The sequence below is a fragment of the Streptomyces sp. NPDC058051 genome (genome assembly GCF_042885475.1).
Classification (GTDB): domain Bacteria; phylum Actinomycetota; class Actinomycetes; order Streptomycetales; family Streptomycetaceae; genus Streptomyces.
On sequence record NZ_JBHVRW010000006.1, the window covers coordinates 285,442 to 308,692 of the forward strand.

12 protein-coding genes are annotated in these 23,251 nt (G+C 70.5%); 6 read left to right on the plus strand and 6 right to left on the minus strand.

Going from position 1 to position 23,251, the window contains the following annotated elements; translation table 11 throughout:
* Positions 1 to 305: 305 nt before the first annotated feature.
* Positions 306 to 1,574 (minus strand): hypothetical protein, encoded by a 1,269-nt coding sequence (locus ACFVUT_RS13165; RefSeq protein ID WP_389658790.1) that lies wholly within the window; start codon positions 1,572 to 1,574, stop codon positions 306 to 308.
* 414 nt (positions 1,575 to 1,988) lie between these two features.
* Here ACFVUT_RS13165 and ACFVUT_RS13170 point away from each other — a divergent pair, with 414 nt between their 5' ends.
* Entirely contained in the window at positions 1,989 to 4,421 is a 2,433-nt protein-coding gene (locus ACFVUT_RS13170) for a GTPase-associated protein 1-related protein (RefSeq protein ID WP_389658787.1), read from the plus strand.
* 201 nt (positions 4,422 to 4,622) lie between these two features.
* Here ACFVUT_RS13170 and ACFVUT_RS13175 read toward each other — a convergent pair whose 3' ends face one another.
* Positions 4,623 to 8,084 (minus strand): DNRLRE domain-containing protein, encoded by a 3,462-nt coding sequence (locus ACFVUT_RS13175; protein ID WP_389658784.1) that lies wholly within the window; start codon positions 8,082 to 8,084, stop codon positions 4,623 to 4,625.
* Positions 8,085 to 8,691: 607 nt separating this feature from the next.
* On the opposite strand from ACFVUT_RS13175, the gene ACFVUT_RS13180 reads away from it, so the two are divergent.
* Together ACFVUT_RS13180 and ACFVUT_RS13185 are read left to right on the plus strand one after the other, a co-directional pair.
* A complete protein-coding gene (locus ACFVUT_RS13180; protein ID WP_389658781.1) occupies positions 8,692 to 15,528 on the plus strand; it encodes an RHS repeat-associated core domain-containing protein in 6,837 nt (2,278 codons plus the stop codon).
* 87 nt (positions 15,529 to 15,615) lie between these two features.
* Positions 15,616 to 16,443, plus strand: coding sequence for a hypothetical protein (locus tag ACFVUT_RS13185; RefSeq protein ID WP_389658778.1), 828 nt, complete (start codon positions 15,616 to 15,618; stop codon positions 16,441 to 16,443).
* A 117-nt stretch (positions 16,444 to 16,560) separates the two neighbouring features.
* On the opposite strand, the gene msrB is transcribed toward ACFVUT_RS13185, so the two are convergent.
* The 4 genes from msrB to ACFVUT_RS13205 all read right to left on the minus strand — a co-directional run bounded on the left by msrB (position 16,561) and on the right by ACFVUT_RS13205 (position 19,801).
* Complete coding sequence (msrB, locus tag ACFVUT_RS13190; protein WP_389658775.1) at positions 16,561 to 16,968, minus strand: peptide-methionine (R)-S-oxide reductase MsrB; 408 nt, start codon at positions 16,966 to 16,968, stop codon at positions 16,561 to 16,563.
* Positions 16,969 to 16,977: 9 nt separating this feature from the next.
* Complete coding sequence (gene murC, locus ACFVUT_RS13195) at positions 16,978 to 18,372, minus strand: UDP-N-acetylmuramate--L-alanine ligase (RefSeq protein ID WP_389658772.1); 1,395 nt, start codon at positions 18,370 to 18,372, stop codon at positions 16,978 to 16,980.
* Positions 18,373 to 18,413: 41 nt separating this feature from the next.
* Entirely contained in the window at positions 18,414 to 18,866 is a 453-nt protein-coding gene (locus tag ACFVUT_RS13200; RefSeq protein ID WP_389658857.1) for an indole-3-glycerol phosphate synthase, read from the minus strand.
* 143 nt (positions 18,867 to 19,009) lie between these two features.
* On the minus strand, positions 19,010 to 19,801 hold the full coding sequence (locus tag ACFVUT_RS13205; protein WP_389658769.1) for a pyrimidine reductase family protein: 792 nt from the start codon (positions 19,799 to 19,801) through the stop codon (positions 19,010 to 19,012).
* A 281-nt stretch (positions 19,802 to 20,082) separates the two neighbouring features.
* On the opposite strand from ACFVUT_RS13205, the gene zapE reads away from it, so the two are divergent.
* The 3 genes from zapE (at position 20,083) to ACFVUT_RS13220 (ending at position 23,219) form a co-directional block, all read left to right on the plus strand.
* Positions 20,083 to 21,171 (plus strand): cell division protein ZapE, encoded by a 1,089-nt coding sequence (gene zapE / locus ACFVUT_RS13210; RefSeq protein ID WP_389658766.1) that lies wholly within the window; start codon positions 20,083 to 20,085, stop codon positions 21,169 to 21,171.
* A 117-nt stretch (positions 21,172 to 21,288) separates the two neighbouring features.
* Entirely contained in the window at positions 21,289 to 21,714 is a 426-nt protein-coding gene (locus ACFVUT_RS13215; protein ID WP_389658763.1) for an OsmC family protein, read from the plus strand.
* Positions 21,715 to 21,839: 125 nt separating this feature from the next.
* Positions 21,840 to 23,219: an alkaline phosphatase PhoX gene (locus ACFVUT_RS13220; protein WP_389658761.1), complete on the plus strand. Its 1,380-nt coding sequence runs from the start codon at positions 21,840 to 21,842 to the stop codon at positions 23,217 to 23,219.
* The last annotated feature ends 32 nt before the right edge of the window (positions 23,220 to 23,251 follow it).

Sequence of the window (23,251 nt, forward strand, 5' to 3'; positions counted from 1 at the left end):
CTTGGGACCGTATGGCGGCGCCCGCGGGGGATTCATCAATCCGAAGACGACCAACGACCCGGAAGGCGCGTGGTACGTAGGCCATTGGAGTGATGGGGGCGCACTGAGCGATGCTCTGGCCATGCGCCCGCTGCGGGCGAAGCCACGACGGGCTGGCGGGTGGGGTCGGTGGTGCCGTCACCGAGTTGCGCGTCGGCGTTCGCGTTGGCACCCCAGGCGATCACGGAGCCGTCGTCGCAAAGAGCGCCCCATGGCCCCCCGTTCGCCCTCGACTACGAGAAGGGCCGGCAGCGGCGCAGCGGAGTTCAGTCCAGCAGGGTCGCGACGGCCGCGAAGTCCTCGTGGGCCTCGCCGAACTGCTTGGCGGCGAGGAGGAACATGGAACGGTCGGTCAGCGCCCTGGCCCGCGCGGACCGGCCGCTCTCACCGTCCAGGTCGGCCAGGCGGCAGGCGAGCGCCACGCCCTTGTCGAAGACCGGCCGGAGCGGCTTCAGGATGCGGTGGCTCTGCTTCTCCCGGAGGAGTGCCGTACGGATGGTCACCCTTCGGTGCAGGGCGATCAGTTCCGGCAGGGTGCCGTGCGGGTCGGTGTCGGCCGCCTCGGTCAGGCGTGCGGTCGCCTCTTCGAGGGCGGGGAGGGCATCGAAGTACGCCTGCCTGGTGTCGTGCGACCACTCTGTGGAACCGAAGGGCGGCACTGGCGCACGAGGAGACGCGGCGGGCTCGTCCGCCCTGCCGGACAGGCCGAGCAGCATGGTCCACCAGGAGAGGATGTTGCTCCAGTCCTTCCGCTCCCCGGTCCGGTCGAGTTCGGCCAGGACGTCGAGAGCCTCCTTCCGGGCCGCCGCGGCCCCGGTCCGGCGCCCGGCGGCGTCCAGCATCTGGGAGTAGCGGACCAGTTCCCACGTCAGGATGGCCAGGGGCGTGTTCCCCGTATCGGCTCCGCCACGGTCGGCGTCGATCAGGGCCGCGAAGGCGTCCAGGGCCTCGTCGGGGCGTCCGGCCGCGTCCAGTTCGGCCGCCCATTCGACCGTGTGCCAGAAGGCGCCGCGGGCAACGCCTTCCGCGCGTGCGGACCGCAAGAACTGCCCGCAGATGTCCGCGGCCTCCTGGTGGCGCCCCTCCTCCGCCAGTACGGCAGCCAGCCGCCCGTGCCCGTATACGGGGCTCCCCACCTGCCCCCGTTCGAAGCCCTGTCGTCCGGCTTCGGCCATCTCCTCGCATATCGCGAAACCCTCCGCCCGCCGGCCGGAGGCGTACAACTGGTGTTGGTAGGCGGTCAGCGCACGGCAGAGCAGCTCTGTCCGCTTCGGCTCACCCGCGCCGATCCGCCGGGCGACGGCCACCGCCTCGCCGTACAGGGTCAGTTGTACGTCCGGGCGCTCCCGGAACTCCGCCGCGTAACCGAACGAGACCAGCGCCTCGGCCAGTTTCGGCAGATAGCTCAGGGGGCTCACTTCCGCCAGCACCCGGTATGCCTCGATCCTCTGCTCGGCGCTCACCCCACCGGATCCGAGCAGCATCGTCCGTGCTCGCAGCACCGCGTCCTGATCGACGTTCTCGGAGTGATTCATGACGGTGATTCTGAGAGTCGCGGGCAAGCCGTCACAAGGCTTCTGAGCTGTGCCGTCGGTCCTACGAAAAGGGGCGCCGAACTGTCATGATGGAGGTGGTTCACCCCTCGGCGGCCCGGGGCGACGGTCACCGGCGCGAGCGGCCGGACGCGGGGCCCGCTCCACCGCACCCACCCTGCGGGCGCTGTGCACCGTCCCGCCGGACCGAGCGCCCCGGCCGGGTTGCCCCGGTGACCTTTCGGCAGGGTGCGGAGCGGAGCGCCGCGCCTTGATAGCGTCGCTCCCGCGATCGCGGACCGCTCCCCGCCGGGGTCGTCGCCGCGCCCGGACAGCCCTGCCCTCGACGCACGGCCGACGGAGCGGGCGTGCTGACGGTACGGGGACGTTCGCGGCAAGGACGAAGAGGGCCGACGCATGAGCCTCGCGCAGTTGCATTACACCTCTGCCTCTGCGGGGGACGACGGGGGCGGCGCGCGGTTCACCGCGGTCAGCGCCGGGATACCCACGCCGGTGCTGGCCGAGGCCGAGCAGCTTCTCGGCTACGAGCCGCCGACCGGCGCCCCGTACCACCCGACAACCACCGAACTCCGTTCCTTTCCCGAGGCGTTCAGCTACAGCGCACTGTCCGACGGCAGCCATCTGCTGAGCCGCACCGTGGCGCTCGGCGGCCCCGGCGCCGGCCGTTTCCACGCGCACGCGGTGCACCTTCCGGCCGGCACCCGGCTGCCGGGCGACGCGCCGCCGATCACGGCGTGGCGGTCGCCGAACTGGGCCTCCACTCCCCCGCACGGCTCCGCACCCGGCCGCATGGACTCCCTGCCCGCCTCCGCCGCCTTCGGCCCGGAGACGCTGAACGACTTCGCGGTCTCCCGCAGCCCCTGGCTGGCTGCGGTCTTCGCCGACCTGCGGCGGGTGAACGAGGATCCGTCGGCGGCGCGGGTCGTCCTCGTGGAGCGGCAGAGCGCCGACGTGGCCCGGTGGATCGCCCTGGCCACCGCCGTACTCCCGCCGGACAACGCACAGCGGCTGACGTTCACGACCTACACCCGACGGCCGGAGAGCTCCCCTCACCAGGTCGTCGGGGTGCTGCCGGGTGACGCGACGGCAGCGGACGGCCCCGGCGACGGAGGCGGACTCCGGGTGCACGACTGCGCGGGGCCGCGCCCGGAGAAGGCCGTGGACGACGCCTGGGCGGAGACCTGTGCCCGGATCTGGCGGAATCGGTCTCCCGAGCTGTTCCGGGCGGCGGCGGAGCTGCCCGGCGAACCCTTCGCCGCGGGGCCGCTCGCCGTCACGGCACTGTGCGCGGGCATCGGGCTCGGCTCCGTCGAGCGTGCCGCGGCGGCCGACTGGGCGGCCGAGCGGCCGTACGCGCTGGACGAGGAGCGGACGCGACGGCTGACCGACGCGCTGACCGCCACCGGTATCGACCGCACGAGCACCGAACTGTCCGCCGTGGCACGCCTGTTGACCGCCCTCGACGGACGCGCCCCCGCTGCCACGACCGCGTCGCTCGCTGCTCTGCTGGTGACGGAGGCGGTCCGTGGTGGCGATGCCACCCTTGAACCGCCCGCGCGTTCGGTCTTCGCCGCACCGGCCGGGGAGCGCGTCGCCGCCGCCCTCGTCACGGCCCTGGGCGACGACCTCCGTACCGAACTCGCCACCGGCGCGCCCGCCGTGCCGGGCCGCAGTGTGGCGCGCACGGTGCAACTCCTGCGGATCGCGCGGCTGCTCGACGTGGACTGCGCGGACCTGCTTCCCGATGTCGTACGCCGCTTGGCCCGGTCCCTGCTGGACGAAGGGGCGGCCGACTGCGCACCGCTGCTGCTCGACCTCCTGGACGAGCAGTTCGACGTCCGTACCGCGCTGCTGGGCGAGCTGGACCGGATCGCGCCGGACGATCCGGCGGCGACGGAGCGGCTGCTGACCGGTGTCGCCCTGCCGTTCACCGGCACTCAGGCGCTGCCGCATCTGCGGATGTGCGCGGCGGCGCCGGACATCGGGGCGGGCGGCGACCGGGTGAAGGCGCTGCAGGCGGTGCTCCGCACCGGCGGCATGTCCCCCTTCACCGAACCGCTGGTGCTGCGCACGGCAGTGGGACTGGTCTGGGGCGAGGGAACGCCCACGGCGGGCGAGGCCCGGCAGTTGCTGGGCAGTACCACCTCCGACGCGCACCGCACGGCCGGTACCTGGTCCACTCTCGTCGCGGCGGCGCTCGGCGCACCCGCGGACGACGAGGAAGCTCCCGAACTCGCCCATGACCTGTTGCGCGGCTTCCCGCAGGAGATCGACGCGCGGGTGCGCGGCGCCCTGCTGCTCCTGGAGTTCGCGCGGGACGTCCGGTCGGGGGCGGCGGAACCCGGATGGGCCGAACGGGCCCGGACGCTGTGCGCCGGGGCAAGGCCGGTGGAGCCGGGCGTGCGCGATCAGGCGTTCGGCGCCCTGGCCGAAAGGCTGCTCGCACCGGACCGGCCGGAGGCCGAGCTGTACGCGTTCGTCCACAGCGACGACGCGGACCTCATCGCGGCCTACGGCAGGGCCGCCCGCCGCGACACGGTCCTCGCCCGGCTGCGTTCCGAGCCCGCGTACGTGGCCGACTGCTTCACCGTCTGGAGCTCCCACCCGCACGCGGGCCGCGCTTGGAGCGAGACCCGGGCGGCGCTGCTGGAGGAGGTGCTGCGGCCGGTGGTGCGGGGCCTGCCCGCCGACGCGGTGGCCGCCGTCGAGAAGGCGGCCGAACGCACGGGCAGCAGCCGCACGGCGGAGGCGTTCCGGGCGTGGAACCGGCCGGGCGGCTTCGGCCGGCGGCTGGGCAGCAGGCTGACGGCACGGGTCCGGCGGTCGTAGGGGTCGGTCATGGGGCCGGCGGCTGTAGGGCCGTCGGTCGTAAGGGACGGCGGTCGTGGGGGACAGCCGGGGGCCATCGGTCGCGCGGACGGCGGTCGTGGGACCGGCGAAGGCCGGAGATGCGGCGACCCGTCCCACCGGACGCTTCGGGCGTCAGGGCGGGTCCGAACCTCTGGCCCCGCCCTGACGCCCGCTGCCGTGTCAGCCGATGCCGATGCGTGTCTTCCAGTAACTCGCGGCGCCGATGATCTCTGTGCCGGATCCGGACAGCACGGTCCGGCCGCCCGCGTAGAACCGCACCGATCCGTCCGAGCGGACGGTCCAGATGTCGGGTATCGCGTCCCCGTTGGCATCCGGTGTGCCGATCAGGTGCGGGATGTTCGTGCTGGACCAGCCGGAGGCGCCGTACTCGGTGTCCACTCCGCCCGCCGAGTTGACCGCGGCGGCAAGGGAGTTGAGGTCCACGCCTCCGCCGGAGGCCGCGATCCCCTTGCGGAGCAGCAGTCTGCCGGTGACATCGGTGCGGTAGACGAGGTCGGTGATGCCATCGCCCGAGATGTCCTGGACCGTGACGATGTCGCGTTCGGTCCAGGGGGACGAGGACAGTCGGACGGCCTTGTCGATGGAGGCGCCGTTGTAGCCGGTGAAGGCCCACAGCGCGTCGCCGACGGTGGCGAAGAAGTCGGTCCGGCCGTCTCCGGTGGCGTCGCCCGCTGCCACGATCTGGGTGAGATCGGCGGGGCTGGGCGCGCCGGCGGGCAGCAGGATCTCCCGGCGTTTGTCGATGTTGACGGCGCCGTAGCCGTCTCCGGGGTAGACCCAGAGCTTTCCACCGACCCGGACCACCAGGTCCTGGAGTCCGTCACCGCCGTAGATGTCTCCGTTGTGCGTGATCAGGGCACCCTTGAAGTGCCCCGAAGGAGGGCCGATGAAGGGCGGCAGATCGTCTCCCTGCGGATCCTTGTCCGGGTTGCTCCGGTAGGCGCCGGACATGGAGTAGTCCAGGTCGCCGCTGCCCTTGGCGAGGTCGTTGGTGGCCTGCGAGGGATAGAGCGAGAGATTGCCGCCCTCCGTGATCACCATGAGGTCGGGGAGCTTGTCGCCGGTGAAGTCCCCCGGCGCGTCGGCCTGGTCGCGGGGCGAGACGTAGAAGAAGTACTTGGTCGGCTCCGAGACGTTCCCCGCGCCGTCGACGGCGCGGACGTACAGCACGTTGGGGCCGGCGGTCGGCGGCTTGGCGTTGCTGATCGTGGCGCTCACGGTGGTGGCCGTCCCGGCCGTGCGGGCCAGCGAGAACGGATAGCTGGCGGAATTGAAGCCGTATTCGTAGCGGACCGTGTCGCTGCTCAGTGCGCGCACGGTGAACGAGCCGGGCGTGCCGAATTTCTTGGTGCTCCAATTCGCGTCCTCGGCGCCGTTGCCGAAGCCGTTCTCGCTTCCGTCGGCGTTCGGGAAGTCCGTGGAGCTGACCTTCGGCGGCTTGGGCGCCGCGGTGTCCAGGACGAAGCGGCACGGTGTGTTCGCCGGGGAGTAGGCGGAACTCGCGCCGGCGTCGTCGACGGCCCTCACCCGCCACGAGTAGGTGGTGCCGTTGGTGAGTTTGCTGGTCGGGAAGGCGGAGGTGGTGCGCAGCGCGGTGCCGGTGTCACCTCCGACGGAGACCTTGCCCGTGGACCCGAGCAGATCACCGGAGGTGGACAGCTTGCCGGTCGGCCAGAGGTCGAAGTCGAAGTAGTCCAGGTTCTTGTCCTTGTCCGACGCCTTTGCCGTGAAGGTGAGGCTGCCGGACCCCATGCGGACGTACGGCTGGGTGGTGGTGCATTTGGCGTCCGGCCCGAGATCGAGCGAGGTGGGTGCACTCGGCTTGCGGTTGTACACCAGTTCCAGGACCGGGGCGTTGTCCCCGTCGGCCTGGAACTTCTTCCAGGCGTACTGGGACTTCTCGTCCCGGGCGCGCATCCCGAAGGTGATGCTGTCCTTGCCCTGGTCGGCCTGCTTCTGGGCGGCCTTGCGCACGTCGAAGGTCTCGTAGGCGTCGCGGCAGCCGGACTTGTACCCGTGGGCGAAGCTCTTGGCGGCGAACTCGTTGCCCTCGTGCAGCTTGGGCGCGTTCTTCCAGTTGGTGTGCGAGTTGACCGGTCCGGTGAGGTGCACGCTCATCGACCGGGCGCTGCAGGACCAGGCGTAGGTCTCCAGCACGCGCAGTTTCGCGCTGGTGATCTGGGCGCCCTTGAGGTCTTTGTCGAAGGCGATGTTGAAGTAGGACCGCGAGGTGCCCCAGGTGTCGGATTCGAAGCCGACGCGTGCCTCGTGGGTGCCTCCCTTGTTGAAACCCTTGCCGTTGTAGAAGGTGGCGTTGGGGTGGCGGCTGTACGCGGTGGTCCAGTTCTGCGTGTGCTTCTTGACCGACGGGTCGATGAAGACGGGGTACTGGGTCGCCGGGTCCGTGAGGAAGTCCTGGTCGGGGCTGATGGTCCAGTTCGCGCCCGACAGGTCGGCGTCGACGAGCTCACCGCGCGTGTCGGGTGAGGGCCCGTCGATGGAGGGCAGGCTGAGGGTCGCCGCCGAGCCGGACTGCGAGGGTGCGGGGGTCGGCTCCGGCGGTGCGGACGGCAGGGGCGACTCGGACGGTGCGACATAGGGGTCGTCGGAGGCGGACGGCAGCACCTCGGCGTACGGGTCGGTCTGCTCGTCCGCCTCGACGGGTGCTTCTTCGGACGGGCTCTGGCTCTCCTCCCCCGTGGATGTGGGGGTGGGGCCGGGTGTCTCCGACGCGGTCGGCTGGGCGCTGGCTCCCACCGTGCTGTCGGTGACCGCCGGAACTCCGCTGCTGTCCCACATCAGGGGTGTCGAAGAGGACGCGATCTCGTCGCCGTAGGCACTCTCGGCGGTGACGACGTCGGAGACCGGGTCGAGGCGGAAGGTGAGGTCGGGCGAGGTGATGCCGTACGACAGCGCCTTGACGCGCGGGTCGGCCGCGGCCTGCCGGTTCTTCAACACGATGAGCTGCGCGAATCCGTCGTCGTCGGCGGTGAGGACCAGGTCCGCGCCGGGGAAGATCTCCGGGTACAGGGCGCGCGAGCCGTCGATGACGGGTGCGGGGACGGGGCCGGGCCAGGTGAGCTGGATGGTGTACCCGTCGACGTAGAGGGTCACCAGAGGTGTCGGTGTCTCCGCCGCCGCGGCAGCCCCTTCCACAAGGGAGACGCGGCGCACCCCGCCTCGCGAGCTCCGGTCGCGGTCGCCGTCGCCCCGCTCCCCGGAACCGGCGGAGAAGACCATCCGGGTGTTGGTCGCCCTGGGTTCCCAGCCGTCGGCGGTGCGGTGCAGATCGGGGTCGATCGCCTTCCACACACCGTCCACCTCGGCCCGGACCGGAGAGGAGTACAGCTGCTTGGTCATGAGCCCGTCGGGCCGCGCCCACGTGGTGGAGCGGGGTGTTCGCAGGGAGGTCACTTCGACGGGATCACCCGTCTTCGCCGCTCGGGAGATCGCCTGGGACTCGGTGACCGTTGTGGTGTGCCGGTCGCGGCCTGTGCTGTTCCGTTCCGCCGAGTCCCGCGTGTCGAGACCTGCGTAGCCGATCGCGGTCGCCGCGAGAGCCACGGCGGCAACCGCCGCAGCTGCCCGACGGCTGGGCGCGCGGCGCCAATTGGGCGTCATGATGTGGCGGTTCCCCTTCCCCCCGGAACCGGCGCGCGCCGTCAGGGCGCCGCCGGAGATGCAGAACATGGCCGTGCGCGGTGGATCTCCCCGATCCGGACCGGGCACGGCGAAGCGAGCCGATGATGACCCATCAGGCCGGGTTCGTCACCCGTCGTGGACCGACCCGGACAGGCCGCGTCCTCCGGCTCGTTCGTCCCGCTGTTCGGGCTCCGGCCGCGAGCAGGACTGCGATAAAGGGCCGTCCTCGCAGGGCGTATGGAGAAAAAGCGTCCGAAACACCGGCGCAGGGAGGGGTTGTTCGACTGCTTTTCGCCGACTTGGCCACCTTCTGATGGCTCTGGCGAAGAATCACGTCGGGGAGCGCGATAGTCCGCATGCGCGCCGCCCGTACATGAACGCCCCGGTACGGGGCGTGTCGATCATCACATCGAGTCGTGGACAGTGGCGCAGCTTCACAGGCCCCCCACAGAATCTCCGCTATCTGATACGCCATCACGCGAGGTCCGCTTCGGTCCCGCTCTGAGTGGTCCGGGGGGACCTCGTGTTGTTCGGTCGACTTTCCCGTGCCCGCGTTCTTCGAACGCGGCTCCTCGTTGTACCCGCCGTGGGGGCGGCCCTGCTGGTGGGTCTGCTCCCCAGCCAGTCGCTGGCCCTCCCGCCCGACCCCGCTGCTGCGGAGCAGGGCCGCCAGACCCTGGAGCTGGAGCCCCTGGAGAAGGATCTTCCGGTCGACGGCAGTGCCTTCGACAGAAGCCTTGAGTCCCTGAAGGTCGATGTTCCCGACGACCGGGAACAGCCCCCCGCGGGTACGACCGCAGCGCCTGCCGCGGGCTCCGGGACGGTCACTTTCAACCCCCCGCTGAGCCCGGCCTCCACACGCACCGCCGCCCGACGCGTGGCGCTCACGCCGGTGGACGACCTGCCGGTCAGCCTCGGCCAGGCACCGGACCAGCCCGCACCGACGGGGACGTGGGAGGTCTCCGTCACCGACCGCACCGCGTCCGCCGGGCAAGGGGTGGACGGCGCCGTCGTCACGGTGAAGGCGCCGGAGAACGGCTCCGTCCCCGTGTCCGTGAAACTGGACTACTCCGGGTTCAAGAACCTCTACGGCGCCGACTGGGCTTCCCGTCTCCGGTTCGTACAGTTCCCCGAGTGCTACCTGACGACGCCCGACGACGAGGCGTGCCAGCAGTACGTCGAGCTGGAAACGGCGAACGACACCGCGAGCGAGTCCATCACCGCGACCGTCGACACAGCCGCCGACGGGACGACCACCCCGGCCGCCGACTCCTCCCCCTCGACTTCCCGGTCCGGGCCTTCGGTCCAGCAGGTCGCCTACCGCACCTCGGCGTCCGCCGCCGCGGCCGGGGACAGCGCGGTCATCGGAGCCATCGATTCGGGCAGCAGCGCGGGCGGCTCGTTCAAGGCCACACCACTCGCCTCCAACGGCAAGTGGGAGGCCGGAGGTTCCTCCGGTGCCTTCAGCTGGTCCTATCCGCTCGCCGTGCCGCCGGCACCGGCCGGCCCGGCCCCCAAGGTCGTCTTCGCCTACAACTCCCAGAGCGTGGACGGCCGCACCGCCGTGTCGTCGCCGCAGGCGTCATGGATCGGCGAGGGATGGGACTACGACCCCGGCCACATCGAACGCCGCTACCGCAACTGCGAGGACGACCGCAAGACGCTCGATGCCGGGACGCCCAACAACACGGCCTCCAAGGACAAGACTCCCGACCTCTGCTGGGTGTCGTACAACGCCGTGATGTCGCTCGCGGGCTCCACCACCGAGTTGGTGAGGGTGGCCGGCAGCAATCCCGAGAGCGACACCGAGATCTACCGGCCGCAGCGCGACGACGGCACCCGCGTCGAGCACCGCGTGGGCGCCACCAACGGCGACAACAACGGCGAGTACTGGGTCGTCACCACCCCCGACGGAACCATGTACCACTTCGGCCTGAACAAGGTCGGCGGCGGTCACGCCGACACCGACTCCGTCTCCACCGTGCCCGTCTTCGGCAACCACCCCGGTGAGCCCTGCCACGCCGCGGCGTACGCCGATTCCCGCTGCGGCGCGGGCAAGCAGCAGGCCTGGCGCTGGGGACTGGACAAGGTCGTCGACGTGCACGGCAACGTGATGGTCGTCGACTGGCACCAGTCCGTGAACCACTACGCGGTGCGCAAGAAGTTCAAGTCGCCCGAGGCCTACGACCGGGCCGCCTACCCGGACTCCATCGAGTACGGCATGCGCGCCTCGGACCTGACGAAGCCGTCCGCGCGCGTCGACCTGATGGCCGCCCAGCGCTGCCTCGCGTCAGCCACGATCTGCGACGGCGCGAACTTCGACAAGACCGACGACCCGGGTGCCTACCGACCGTGGTGGGACAGTCCCGGCAACCTCAACTGCAAGGCCACCTCCAAGCTCTGCCCCTCCTTCCCCTCGTTCTGGACCCGGCTGCGACTGTCCGCCGTCACCACCTACGCCCAGCGCCCCGGTTCGACCACACTCCAGAAGGTCGACACCTACACCCTGAACCAGTCGTTCCCCGAGGACTGGTACGACACCTCGCCAGGGCTGTGGCTCAACTCCATCACCCGCACCGGATACGGTCCCGGCGACACCACCGGCACCGTCCAGTCCAAGGACGGCGTGAGCTTCGCCCACTACACCGTCGGCTCCTCCTCACCGCTGCGCGCACGCCTGAAGGACCGTCAACTACCCAACCTCGTCCCGACCGGCAGCGGTGACCAGCGCCCCGGCTTCACCCGGCCGCGCATTGGCACCGTCGCCACCGAGTACGGCGGTGCCATCGAGGTCGAGTACACCGGCGGCTGCGCCACCGAGCCCGCGGAGGACAAGGGCAGGGACAACACCACCTGCTTCCCGCTGCGCTGGTCCCCGGACGGCGAGGAGAAGAAACCCGCCAAGGCCTGGTTCAACAAGTACGTCGTCGCTTCGGTCACCGAGACCGACAACGTCACCTCGCACGGCAAGCCCATCCACACGACCTACGCGTACAAGGACCCGGCCTGGTCCAAGAGCGACGACGAATTCACCCGTGCCGCCCTGCGCACCCACAGCGACTGGCGCGGCTACCGGCAGGTGTCCGTCACCCGGGGCAGCAAGTCCACCTCCCAGATGGGGGATCCGCAGTCCCAGTCGTACGCCGTCACCCGCTACTTCCAGGGCGTCGGCGGCGCGGTGAAGGACTCGACCGGCACCTACACCCTGGTGGCGGACGACGCCCGCCAGTATTCCGGCCTCACCGCCGAGAGCATCGCCTATGCCAACTCCGACGGCCGGGTCGTCAAGCGCACGCTGAACTACCCGTGGTCCCAGCAGACCGCCTCGCGCGCCCGCGAAGGGGAGGACGGCAGCACGCTCACCCCACTCCTGGCCCACCGGGGAGGCATCAAACGCATCGACGCCATCCAGACGGTCGACACCAGCTGGCAGGCCGTGCGCACCCTGACCGAGGTCGACGACACCTACGGTATCCCCGTCCAGGTCGAGACCATGGTCGTCAAGCCCAACGGCACCGGTGAGAGCCTGTCCCAGTACAGCTGCAGCCGGACCAGCTACGTGCACAATCCCGCCGCTTGGCTGATCGGTCTCCCCAAGGAGCAACGGACCACCGCCACCAGCTGCGCGGCGTTCGACACCGCGAATCCCGCCACCGAGCTGAAGGGCTCACGGCACACCTCCTACGACAATCTGGGCTACGGCGCCGCGCCCACCAAGGGGCTCGCCACCGAAGCCGCCGAGAGCAACGGCACCGGCACCTCCCACTCCATCGTCACCAAGACCACCTACGACCCACTGGGCCGCGCGCGCACCGTCACCAAACCCGGTGTCGGAACCACCGAGACCCAGTACACCCCCGGTGACGCCGGAGGACCGGTCACCTCCACCAAGGTGATCAATGCCAAGGGGCACGCCACCACCACGACGTTCGACCCGGGCCGTGCTCTCGCACTCACCGTCACGGACGCCAACGGCCGTGTCTCACGCACCGATTACGACGGCCTCGGCAGGTTGATCAAGGGCTGGTCCGCGACGCGGTCGACAGCGTCCACGCCGGACGTGGAGTTCGGCTACCAGCCGGCCGTCGCCACGCCCGACAAGTCCCGGCCCGCCGCCGTCACGATGAAGACCCTCAAGGACGACGGCAGCTACGCCCTCCAGGTCACGATCTACGACGGCCTGATGCGCGAGGTCCAGAACCAGTCCGAGGCACACGGCCCCGGCCGCATCATCGTCGACACCACCTACAACGACCAAGGTCTGCTGTACGAGAAGACCGGTGGGTACCTCGCCAAGGGACAGCCGACGGGCGAGCTCTTCGAGCCCAGGTCGAACACCCTGATACCCAACTGGACCAAGACGCGCTACGACGGTCTCGGCCGCCAGGTCCGCCTGTCCACCTACCACGGCGCGGACTACAAGTACGCCGCGTACACCTACTACACCGACACGAGCACGTTCGTCGACCCGCCCGGCTCCACCGCCCCGTCGAGCAAGTCCTTCACCGACGCCCTGGGCCGTGTCACCTCCGTCCAGCAGTACACGGACGGCAACAACAGCGGGCGCCGGGTCACGTCGTACACCTACGACAAGCGCGGCAACCGCGAATCGGTCACGGACCCGGCCGGCAACGCCTGGTCGTACACCTACGACGCCCGCGGTCGCGTCACCGCCGCGACCGATCCGGACACCGGCACCACCAACACCGAGTACGACGACGCCGACCGCCCGGTCAAGGTCACCACCGCGCGCGGGCAGTCGACCTACACGGAGTACGACGAACTCAGCCGTGTGAAGGCCGTCCGCGAGGGATCCGCGACCGCTCCGCCGGTCAAGGAATTCACCTTTGACAGCCTGCCCGGCGCACTGGGGCAACCGGTCGCCGCCATCCAGCACGACGCCTCCGGCGACTACATCTCGCGCGTCACCAGCTACGACGCCGGATACCGGCCGACCGGGCGGGAAACCGTCATCCCCGCGAATTCCATGACCACCGGAATCTCGGGCACCTACGCCTACTCGTACGGTTACAGCCTCACCGGCCGCCCGCTGACGGTGACGATGCCGGCCACCGGCGGACTCGCGAGCGAGAAGGTCATCACGCGCTACGACGAGGACGGGCTGGCCGAGTCCACGTCCGGACTCTCCTGGTACACGTCGAGTGCCACGTACTCGCCCTACGGCGAGGTCCTGCGCACGGTTTCCGGAGCCCAGCCCTACCGGGTCTGGACGACCAACTTCGTCGACGCGCACACCGGCCGGCTGCAGCGCACGGTCACCGACCGGGAGACCGCCTCTCCGCACGCGATCAACGACAGCTACTACGCGTACGACACCTCCGGCACCATCACCTCCAACACCCGCAGGCTCAGCAGCGCCAGCGGCTCCGTCTGGGACAACCAGTGCTTCACCTATGACGTGTTGGGTGAGCTGGTGAGCGCCTGGACGTCCAGCATCGAGCCCACGGGCAACGGCACCGGGTGCAGGTCGACGAGCGGCGCCACCTGGGGGTACCGCACCGACGCGGCCCCCTCCTCCGGGCCGGTCGCCGACGCGCCCGACTCCGAGACCGACTCCGAAGCCCCCGACCCGGCGCTCTCGGCGTCCCTGACAGCGGCAGCGCCGGCAACGGGCACGGTGTCGACGGGCGCCACCGCCTACCGGCAGTCGTTCACCTTCGACTGGCTCGGCAATCGCGCCACCATGACCGAGCACAACACGGCCGACGCGACGAAGAACGTCGCCTACACCTACGGCTACGGAAAGACCGTCACGGGCAACGGGGTCGGCGAGCCGGTCACGACCCAGCCGCACACACTCGCCTGGGTCGGTTCGACACCGTCCGGCCAGGGAAGCGCCTACACCTACGACGCCACCGGCAACACCGAGGTACGGGATCTGCCGGCGACGACGCAGAGTCTGAAGTGGTCGCCCGACAACAAACTGGAGTCCCTCACCGACGACGGCAACAAGACGTCCTACATCTACGACGCGGCCGGCAACCGCCTCCTTGAGCACTCACCGACCGGTGCGACGCTCCACCTCGGCGAGACCGAGCTGACCACCGACACCACCGGAAAGATCACACGCGCCTCGCGGTCCTACTCCCACCCCGGGGCACCCACCGTCGTCCGCACGACCAGCAACGGTGCCACCACCGGTCACAAGCTCAGTGTCCTGATCGCCGATCATCTCGGCACGGCCGGTACCTCGGTCGAACTGTCCGGCAGCCAAGCGGTCACGCGCCGGGAGTTCAAGCCCTACGGCGAGGCCCGCGGCCCGAAGCCGACGAGCTGGCCCAACAAGCGCGGCTACCTCGGTGTCGGCATCGACGACAGCGCGACCGGACTGACGCACCTCGGCGCACGTGAGTACGACCAGAACGCCGGCCGTTTCCTGTCCGCGGACCCGGTGACCGACCTGGCCGACCCGCTGCAGATGAACGGATACGCCTACGGCAACAGCAGCCCCGTCAGCAAGAGCGACCCCACCGGACTGCTCTTCTGCATGTGCGCGTGGCTGGGCAACCTCGGCTCGGGCGGCGGCGGTGGCGGCGGCGGTGACACCGGCAGCGGCACCGGCGGCGGTGGCGGGGCACCCCCCGTCCAGCGGAACCAAGGAGTCACCAACCTCGGCAACTGCCTGTCCCGGCAGAACACGGCCCACGACGGAGCCGTCTGCGCCAGCGGGTTCGCGGCGGCCTCATGGGCGAAGAAGTACGGGATCGAGGGGTACGTCACCGTCGATGTCGGACGGGGTGGTCATGCCGCCAACGAGATTCCCGGTGCCAAGGCCGACGGGTCCGGGGCCGACGGCAGAGCCGATGTGATCTTCTGGTCCAACGGCACCGTGTACATCTGGGAAGTGAAGCCCACAGCTTCCAAGAAGCCGAAGCCCGGCGACCAGAAGGCGGCGAACAAGCACAAGTACGCCTTCGAGGACGGCCCCGATCAACTGACGCGCTACGTCGACAAGATGGAGGACCATCTGGACTCGAAGGGCGACACCAGAAGGGTCGCCCGAGGACCCGCACTCGCCACGGCGAGGTTCGCCTTCGGAAAGGACCGCACGGGAACGGTCTGGAGCGACAAGGACACCGCCTACGAAGGCATGCGCTACTACGGGGTCGATCCCAAGCGCAAGAGAACGCCGTCGCCGTCGCCCGGCCCCGGCCCGAGCCCGGACGCCTCGGCGACATCCCGCCCCTCGGCGCAGTCGTCGCCGGAGCCCACGCCTTCGGCCACGGGCATGGCGAATCCGCCCGTCCCCGGCCAGCCCTGGTGGAGTTCGGAGTGGGGCAAGGCGCTGATCGTCGTCGGAGGTCCCCTCGTTCTGCTGGGAGGGGCGAGCGGTGGCGGCGGAGTGGCCGTGGGCACGACGGTGACCGTCGGCGGCATCACGCTGTACTCGCTCGCGGCATAGCGCCGCCGGGCCCGTCGGCGGCCCGTGCCTGACAGTGGTTAGCCTGTTCAGCCTGTGCGGGAGATCGTTCCAGGAAGGAGCTCGGGAATGGGATTGCGGGCCATTGCCACGTTCGATGCCGTCACCAGTGGCGGGGTCGGAACCGGGCTTGCTTCCTGGTTCGGCGCCGCCCTCGCGGGACCGCTGCGGAGCCCGGTGGAGCAGGAGGGCCGGGGCGGTGCCTTCTTCTCGGCGAGTACGCGGTCCGACGAGCGGGCCCCGAGACGGGACCACCACCCGCTGTCGACGGGGTGGGAGGCCATGCGTCAGGAGCTGCTGCGGGAGCCCGAGACCGCGCATGTGCTCTTCATGCGGGAGTACTTGGGGAGGCCGCTCGTCCATGTGCGCAGCTCGACCATCCGGGTCCGCCGCCCGAACGCGGAGGCGCAGCTGCTGTTCGGCGAGGAGTGCGGCAGGCTCGACGACCCTGATTTCTGCTCCCGGGCCGTCGAGTTCCTCGTGGCCGCGCTGGACACGGTGAACCCGGCGTTCGCCTGGGTCGGTGCCGACGCGCCGGCCGGTGAGGAGACCAACCTCGACTGGGTACTCAACCGTCGGGTACGCGCCTCCGTACGGGAGGCAAGGAAGCTGCTCCGGGGCTACTCCTGGACGACCGTGTGCCCCGAGGAGCTGTCCCAGCGGCTGGGCGGGCCCGCCGCCCTCGCCGCGACGGGGGCGTTCCACCGCGTGTTCCCGCTCGCGGCCGGCGGGGTCGTGCTCCAGGCGACCGGAACGGCGGCGGAGTACTCGGACGACGCCGTGCGGGGGGTCTTCGAGGCTCTGCACCCCGTCCTGCCGCCCGGGCTGCCCCAGTTCGACCCGGCCCACCCGGAACTGCGCTACTTCCCTGCGGACGCATCCCGCTTCGGCGGGTAGACGCCGTTCCGCCGGCCGTTCCGCCGGCCGTTCCGCCGCCGGGTGGATCCGCTGATGCAGCCGGGCAGCGGTCCCGCCCGGTGGAGCACCGCCCGGCGCACGGTCGGCTACAGGCTCTCAGCCCTCGTCGGGCGTCAGCCGCAGTGAGATGGAGTTGATGCAGTACCGCTGGTCCGTCGGGGTCGGATAGCCCTCGCCCTCGAAGACGTGGCCGAGGTGCGACCCGCAGCGGGCGCAGCGGACCTCGATGCGGACCATGCCGTGGCTGCGGTCCTGGAGGAGTTCGACCGCGTCCGTGTCCTTCGGGTCGTAGAAGGACGGCCAGCCGCAGTGCGATTCGAACTTGGTGTCGGAGCGGAACAGCTCCGCGCCGCAGGCGCGGCAGGAGTAGACGCCTGTGGCCTTGGTGTCGGTGTACTCGCCGACGAAGGCGGGTTCGGTGCCTGCCTGACGCAGAACCGCGTACTCCGCGGGGGTCAGCTCGGCCCGCCACTCCTCGTCCGGCTTCTCGATGTCGTACGGCACGTCGCTCCCTCAGCTCGACAGGTGGTCCAGGATCCGCGGGCCGAGGTCCGTGACGTCGCCCGCTCCCATGGTGAGAACGAGATCGCCGGGCTTCGCCATTCCCGCGACGGCCTCCGGGACCGCCGCATGGTCGTGGACGGCGGTGACGTCGGCGCCCGCGGCCCGCGCGGCGTCGATGATCAGGTCGCTGGTGATCCCGGGGATCGGGTCCTCGCGGGCCGGATAGATGTCCAGGACCACGGAGGCGTCGGCCAGCGCGAGGGCCTGGCCCATCTCGGTACCCAGCTCCTGGGTGCGGGAGAAGAGGTGGGGCTGGAAGACGACCAGGAGGCGGGCGTCGGACGCGGCGCCGCGCATCGCTTCGAGGTCCGCGGTCATCTCGGTGGGGTGGTGCGCGTAGGAATCGATGACCTGCACGCCCGCGGCTTCGCCCTTGAGCTGGAGGCGGCGCTTGACCCCGGTGTACTTGCCGAGGGCCGAGGCGAGGTTGTGGGCCGGGATGCCGAGGGCGACACCGGCTGTGAGGGCCGCGACGGCGTTGAGGGCGTAGTGGCGGCCGGGCACGGAGACCGTGAACGTGAGGTACTTGCCGTTCAGGACGACCGTGACCTCGCTGGTCAGGCCGCGCGGGGTGACCTTGTGGACGCGTACGTCGGCCGTCTGTGCCTCTCCGTAGGTGACGACCTTCACCGAGGACCGGGCCCGCACCCGCTCGGTCAGCTCGACGGCGCCGGGCTGGTCGGCGGAGATCACCAGCGTGCCGTCGGGGACGATCTTGCCGGCGAACGTCTCGAAGGACTCGTAGATCTCGTCGATCGAGGCATAGTTCGCGTGGTGGTCCAGCTCGACGTTGAGGACGATCGCGACCTCGGGGTCGTACTTCTGGAAGCTGCGGTCGCTCTCGTCCGCCTCGGCGACGAAGATCGGGCCCTCGCCGTGCGTCGCGTTGGTGCCGGGGCCCGCGAGGTCGCCGCCGATGGCGTACGAAGGGTCGAGGTTCAGTTCCGACAGGGCGACGGCCAGCATCGAGGTGGTGGTCGTCTTGCCGTGCGTACCGGCCACCGCGATCGCGCGCAGGCCGCCCATCAGGGAGGCGAGTGCGTCGGAGCGGTGCACGACGGGGATCGACAGCTCGGCGGCGCGCACCAGCTCCGGGTTGTCGGAGCGGATGGCGCTGGAGACGACCACGCACGAGGCGTCGTCCGCCAGATGTGCGGCGGCGTGCCCGATGTGGACGGTCGCCCCCAGCGCCCGCAGTGCCTCGGCCGTTCCCGACTCCTTGGCGTCACTGCCCGCGACCTTCGCACCGCGCTGGGTGAGGATCTTCGCGATGCCCGACATTCCGGCGCCGCCGATGCCGATGAAGTGCGGCCGTTCCATGGCGGCAGGAATACCGGGTGCCATGCGTGTGTCTCCCCAGGAGTCGAAACGAGTACCCGCCCAGCCTATTCGCTGTGCGCGAAGAGCTTCAGCACCGGTACGCCGACCTTGTGCCGGGCCCTGGACGCCCAGTCCCGGTGGAAGAACTCTTCCACGTAGTGCGGCGCGGTCAGCACGATGACCTCGTCCGCCTCCGCGTCGTCGACCACGGACTTCAGCTTGTCCAGCGGGTGGTCCTCGACCACCTGTCCGACCGCTTGGGAGCCTGCCTGCCGCAGAGCCTCCAGTGACACTTCGAGCGCCAGTTCGGCCGACTGTCTGGCGTCCTTGCCCTCCGGCACGTCCCCCTCCCGGGCGGCTTCCTTCAGTTCGCCCATTGCCAGGTCGTCGATGGCCCGCAACAGCACATCGGCCTGGTCGCCGCGCGGCTGCATGAGTACGACGAAGGAGATCTGCTCCTCCCCGTGCAGGGTGGTGACGAATTCGACGTCCTCGGAAGTGAGGGGCTTCTCGATCATCAAGACGCTGGTGAACACCACAGGTGCCCTTCTGCTTCGGTAACCGTCGCCAGTCTCTGCTGAAACCATCCTTCCCCGTGCTCGCACGGGGTCTGCGAGACTAATTGTGCCCACCGAACGCTAACCGGAACGGGAAATTCCGCTCATTGTCGGATCCGACGGTACCGAGTGAAGAGGAACCCGGCCTCTTCCAGCATCGATGTCAGGGTGAATCGTTCCGGCACGGCCACCGCGGGACCGGCGGCGATCCGCTGCGCGTCCCCGGCGGTCAGCATCGGCGCCAGCGTCAGACAGAGCTCGTCCAGCACCCCGGCCGCCACGAACTGGCCCAGCATCCTGGGGCCGCCCTCGGTCAGCAGCCGCGGGAGCCCGCGGTCCGCCAGCTCCCGCACGGCCCGGGCGGGATCCACCCGGCCGCCCTCCCCCGCGATCACCACCTCGGCGCCCGCCCGCCGCGCCGCCTCGATCCGTTCCGCGGGGGCTCCGGCCCCGGTCAGCACCAGGGTCGGAACGAGCGGCGAGACGAAGAGCGGCAACGAGAAGTCCAGGTCCAGGCTGCCGGTCACCACGGCGATCGCCGGTGCGGGGCCCTGCCCGGCTGCGGCCCGGCGGGCGGCGAAGGCCTCACGGGCCCTGGCGGGCCGGTAGCCCTCCAGCCGTACGGTCTCCGCCCCCACCACCACCGCGTCCGCCAGGGCCCGCAGCGTGCCGAAGATCCGCATGTCGCTCTCGCTGGAGATCGGCTGCGAACGCCCCTCGTGCTGGGCGGCGCCGTCGAGCGTCGACACCATGTTGGCGCGGAGCCAGAGGCCGTCCCCTTCGGGGTACGCGTACGCGTCGGCCAGATCGTCCAGACTCCATTCCTCCCTGTCGGCAGCCGGTGTCAGGTCGTCATCCGCCGGTGTCAGGTCCGTCACAGGGAAGAGGCGTCGCATGCCCCGCAGTCTGGCACGGCGCTCACGGCCTCCCCCACGACAGGGAGTGGATCAGCGAGCGGCGTCGTGCGGCTTCGATCGCAGGGGCGGAGGAGGAAGACGGATGGGGTCTCCCCTGCGTGAGCGAAGCCGAGAGCTCGCGGAAGGCACGTCGTTGCCCGACGACAACGCGGCGAACGGGGTCGCAGGGCGTCGTTGACCGACGACAACGCCGCGAACGGGGTCGCAGGGCGTCGGGAGCCCGCTCCCCGGCCTGGGAGAGGCCGTTACAGTGGATGGTTGTGTCGTCCTCCACCGCCGTGCCTGGGCAGAGCCCCATAGCCGAAACGGCCCCGCTGTCCCTGTGCGCCCGTGAGCCGCACGTCCCCGCCGACCGCCTGGTCGCCGAGATGGTGCCGCCGCCGCGCTTCGACTCCGTGCGCTTCGATACGTACGCCCCCGACCCCGACCAGCCCAGCCAGATAGAAGCGGTCAAGGTGCTCAGCGAGTTCGCGTCCGGGCTCGGCGGGGCGCACGCCACCGGCTCCGGCAAGCGCAAACTGTTCGGCAGGAGGCCGGCGCCGCGGGCCCGCCTCGGGGTCTACCTCGACGGCGGCTACGGCGTCGGCAAGACGCACCTGCTGGCCTCCCTCTGGCACGCCACGCCCGCCGCGCCCTCACTGAAGGCGTTCGGCACGTTCGTCGAGCTGACGAACCTCGTCGGCGCACTGGGCTTCCAGCAGGCCGTGCGGACACTGAGCGGGCACCGGCTCCTGTGCATCGACGAGTTCGAGCTGGACGACCCGGGCGACACGGTGCTGGTGTCGTCGCTGCTCAGCCGTCTCGTCGAGGCGGGGGTCGCGCTCGCCGCCACCTCGAACACGCTGCCCGGCAAGCTCGGTGAGGGCCGGTTCGCCTCCGCCGACTTCCTGCGGGAGATCCAGGGGCTGTCGGCGCACTTCCGTCCGCTGCGGATCGACGGCGAGGACTACCGCCACCGCGGGCTGCCCGAGGCCCCCGCGCCGTACTCCGCCGAGCGGGTCACCAGGGCCGCGTACGCCACCCAGGGCGCCAGCCTGGACGACTTCCCCTCGCTCCTCGACCATCTCTCCCGGGTCCATCCGAGCCGCTACGGCGCGCTGACGGACGATCTGCGGGCGGTCTGCCTCACCGAGGTCCAGCCGGTCCCCGACCAGTCGACCGCGCTGCGGCTGGTCGTCCTGGCCGACCGGCTGTACGACCGGGAGATCCCGGTGCTCGCCTCCGGAGTCCCGTTCGACCGCCTGTTCAGCGAGGAGATGCTGAACGGCGGGTACCGGAAGAAGTACTTCCGGGCAATCTCCCGGCTCACCGCACTGGCCCGCGACGCGAAGGGGCTGGTGGCGCAGTAGGTTCGGGGACGTACAGCCCGAAGCCTCGCCGAAGCGGGTTCGGGCGGTACGCCGAGGTGCCCCGGGGCGCCTCGTATCTCCCGTATGAACCGCGCAATCCGTTTGAAGGGATCCAGCATGGCTACCACGCGTCAGGCGCACACGGTCTGGGAAGGCAACCTGATCGAGGGCAAGGGCGTCGTCACCTTCGACTCCTCCGGCATCGGCGACTACGAGGTCTCCTGGCCCTCCCGCGCGGAGAAGGCGAACGGCAGGACCAGCCCCGAGGAGCTCATCGCGGCGGCCCACTCCAGCTGCTTCTCGATGGCGCTGTCCAACGGCCTGGCCACGGCCGGCACCCCGCCTACCCGGCTCAACACCCAGGCCGAGGTCACCTTCCAGCCCGGTACCGGCATCACCGGCATCCACCTCACCGTCCAGGGCGAGGTGCCGGGTCTCGACGAGGCGGGCTTCGTCAAGGCCGCCGAGGACGCCAAGGCCAACTGCCCGGTCAGCCAGGCGCTCACGGGCACGACGATCACGCTCAGCGCGTCCCTGGTCTGACATCGCGGGCCCCTGCGGGCCCGTGACACGCAGGAGACCCGGTGGCCCGCGTGGTTCCCGCGCGGCAATACGCGTGGTACACACATGCGGGTCACTTCTCCTGTCCGCCAGCAGGGAGTTGCCTCATGTCATCAGCAGCAGCACCACGACGCGCAACACGACGAAAGGTCCTGGCCGGCAGCGGCGCGGCCGTTGCCTCGATCGCCTTCGCCGGGGCGTTCTCCGAACTCTTCGCGGGCGCCGCCACCGCGCGCGGGTACAGCGGCTACGGTCCGCTCGTGCCCGACCCGGACGGCCTGCTCGACCTCCCGAAGGGCTTCCGCTACCGGGTCCTGTCGCGAGAGGGCGACCCGCTCCGCTCCGGCGAGGGCCAGGTCCCCAGCAATCACGACGGCATGGCCGCCTTCGCGGGCCGAAACGGGCACGTCCGCCTCGTGCGCAACCACGAGAACCGCGTGACCGCGACGATCCCGGTCCCGGCCGTCGAGGGTCTCACCTACGATCCGATGGGCAAGGGCGGCTGTACGGCCCTGGAGCTGGACGGCCGCAACAACGTCCTCGGCGAACGCGTCGCCATCGCCGGCACGGCGGTGAACTGCGCGGGCGGCCGCACCCCTTGGAACACCTGGCTGACCTGCGAGGAGACCGAGGACAAGGCCGGCACCAACGGCTACACCAAGGACCACGGCTTCATCTTCGAGGTGGACGGCGCCGATCCGCGCCGCACCGGCGCCGTACCGCTCACCGCGATGGGCCGCTTCCAGCACGAGGCCATCGCGATCGACCCGAAGACCGGGGTCGTGTACGAGACGGAGGACGCGTTCGACAAACCGTTCGGGCTCTTCTACCGCTTCCTGCCGAACAAGCCGCTCGGCGGGACGGGCTCGCTGCGGGCCGGCGGTCACCTGGAGGCCATGAGGGTGCCGGGAGTCCCCGACCTCTCCGCGATCCAGGAGACCGGTGCGAGGTTCGAGGGCGTCGAGTGGGTTCCCGTACCGGATCCACTGGCTGCCGAGACCCCGATCCGCTTCCAGGACTTCGGCGCGAAAGGCATCACCCACGCGCAGAAGCTGGAGGGCTGCTACTGGGGCGGGTCGGCGGTCTACTTCGTCTCCAGCTTCGCGCACAGCTCGCAGGGTTCGGCGGGCGACCACTACGGCCAGGTGTGGCGGTACGAGCCGGAACGGCGCCGTCTCACCCTGGTGATCGTCTTCGGCCCCGGGACGGACGTCCAGCTGCCGGGCGAGTCCCCCGACAACATCTGCCTCGCCTCCGACGGCGGGCTCATGGTGTGCGAGGACGGCGACGGCGCCCAGCACGTGTTCGGCCTGACCCGGAAGGGCGAGGTGTACCCCATGGCGCGGGGCCGGCAGAACATCGGCACGCCCGAGGAACCGGCGTGGGGCGAGTTCGCCGGGGTCACATTCGCTCCGGACGGCGGGACGATGTACGTCAACTGCTACACACCCGGGACGACGTTCGCGGTGACAGGGCCGTGGCGCTGACGCGCCGGGGACGACGTTCGCGGTGAGGTGAC

Coding starts and splice junctions, on each gene's coding strand:
- ACFVUT_RS13205 (WP_389658769.1), bottom strand. CDS start 19,801: ATGCGACGCCTCTTCCCTGTGACGGACCTGACACCGGCGGATGACGAC.
- ACFVUT_RS13215 (WP_389658763.1), top strand. CDS start 21,289: ATGGCTACCACGCGTCAGGCGCACACGGTCTGGGAAGGCAACCTGATC.
- murC (WP_389658772.1), bottom strand. CDS start 18,372: ATGGCACCCGGTATTCCTGCCGCCATGGAACGGCCGCACTTCATCGGC.
- ACFVUT_RS13185 (WP_389658778.1), top strand. CDS start 15,616: ATGGGATTGCGGGCCATTGCCACGTTCGATGCCGTCACCAGTGGCGGG.
- ACFVUT_RS13175 (WP_389658784.1), bottom strand. CDS start 8,084: ATGACGCCCAATTGGCGCCGCGCGCCCAGCCGTCGGGCAGCTGCGGCG.
- ACFVUT_RS13165 (WP_389658790.1), bottom strand. CDS start 1,574: ATGAATCACTCCGAGAACGTCGATCAGGACGCGGTGCTGCGAGCACGG.
- ACFVUT_RS13170 (WP_389658787.1), top strand. CDS start 1,989: ATGAGCCTCGCGCAGTTGCATTACACCTCTGCCTCTGCGGGGGACGAC.
- ACFVUT_RS13220 (WP_389658761.1), top strand. CDS start 21,840: ATGTCATCAGCAGCAGCACCACGACGCGCAACACGACGAAAGGTCCTG.
- ACFVUT_RS13200 (WP_389658857.1), bottom strand. CDS start 18,866: ATGATCGAGAAGCCCCTCACTTCCGAGGACGTCGAATTCGTCACCACC.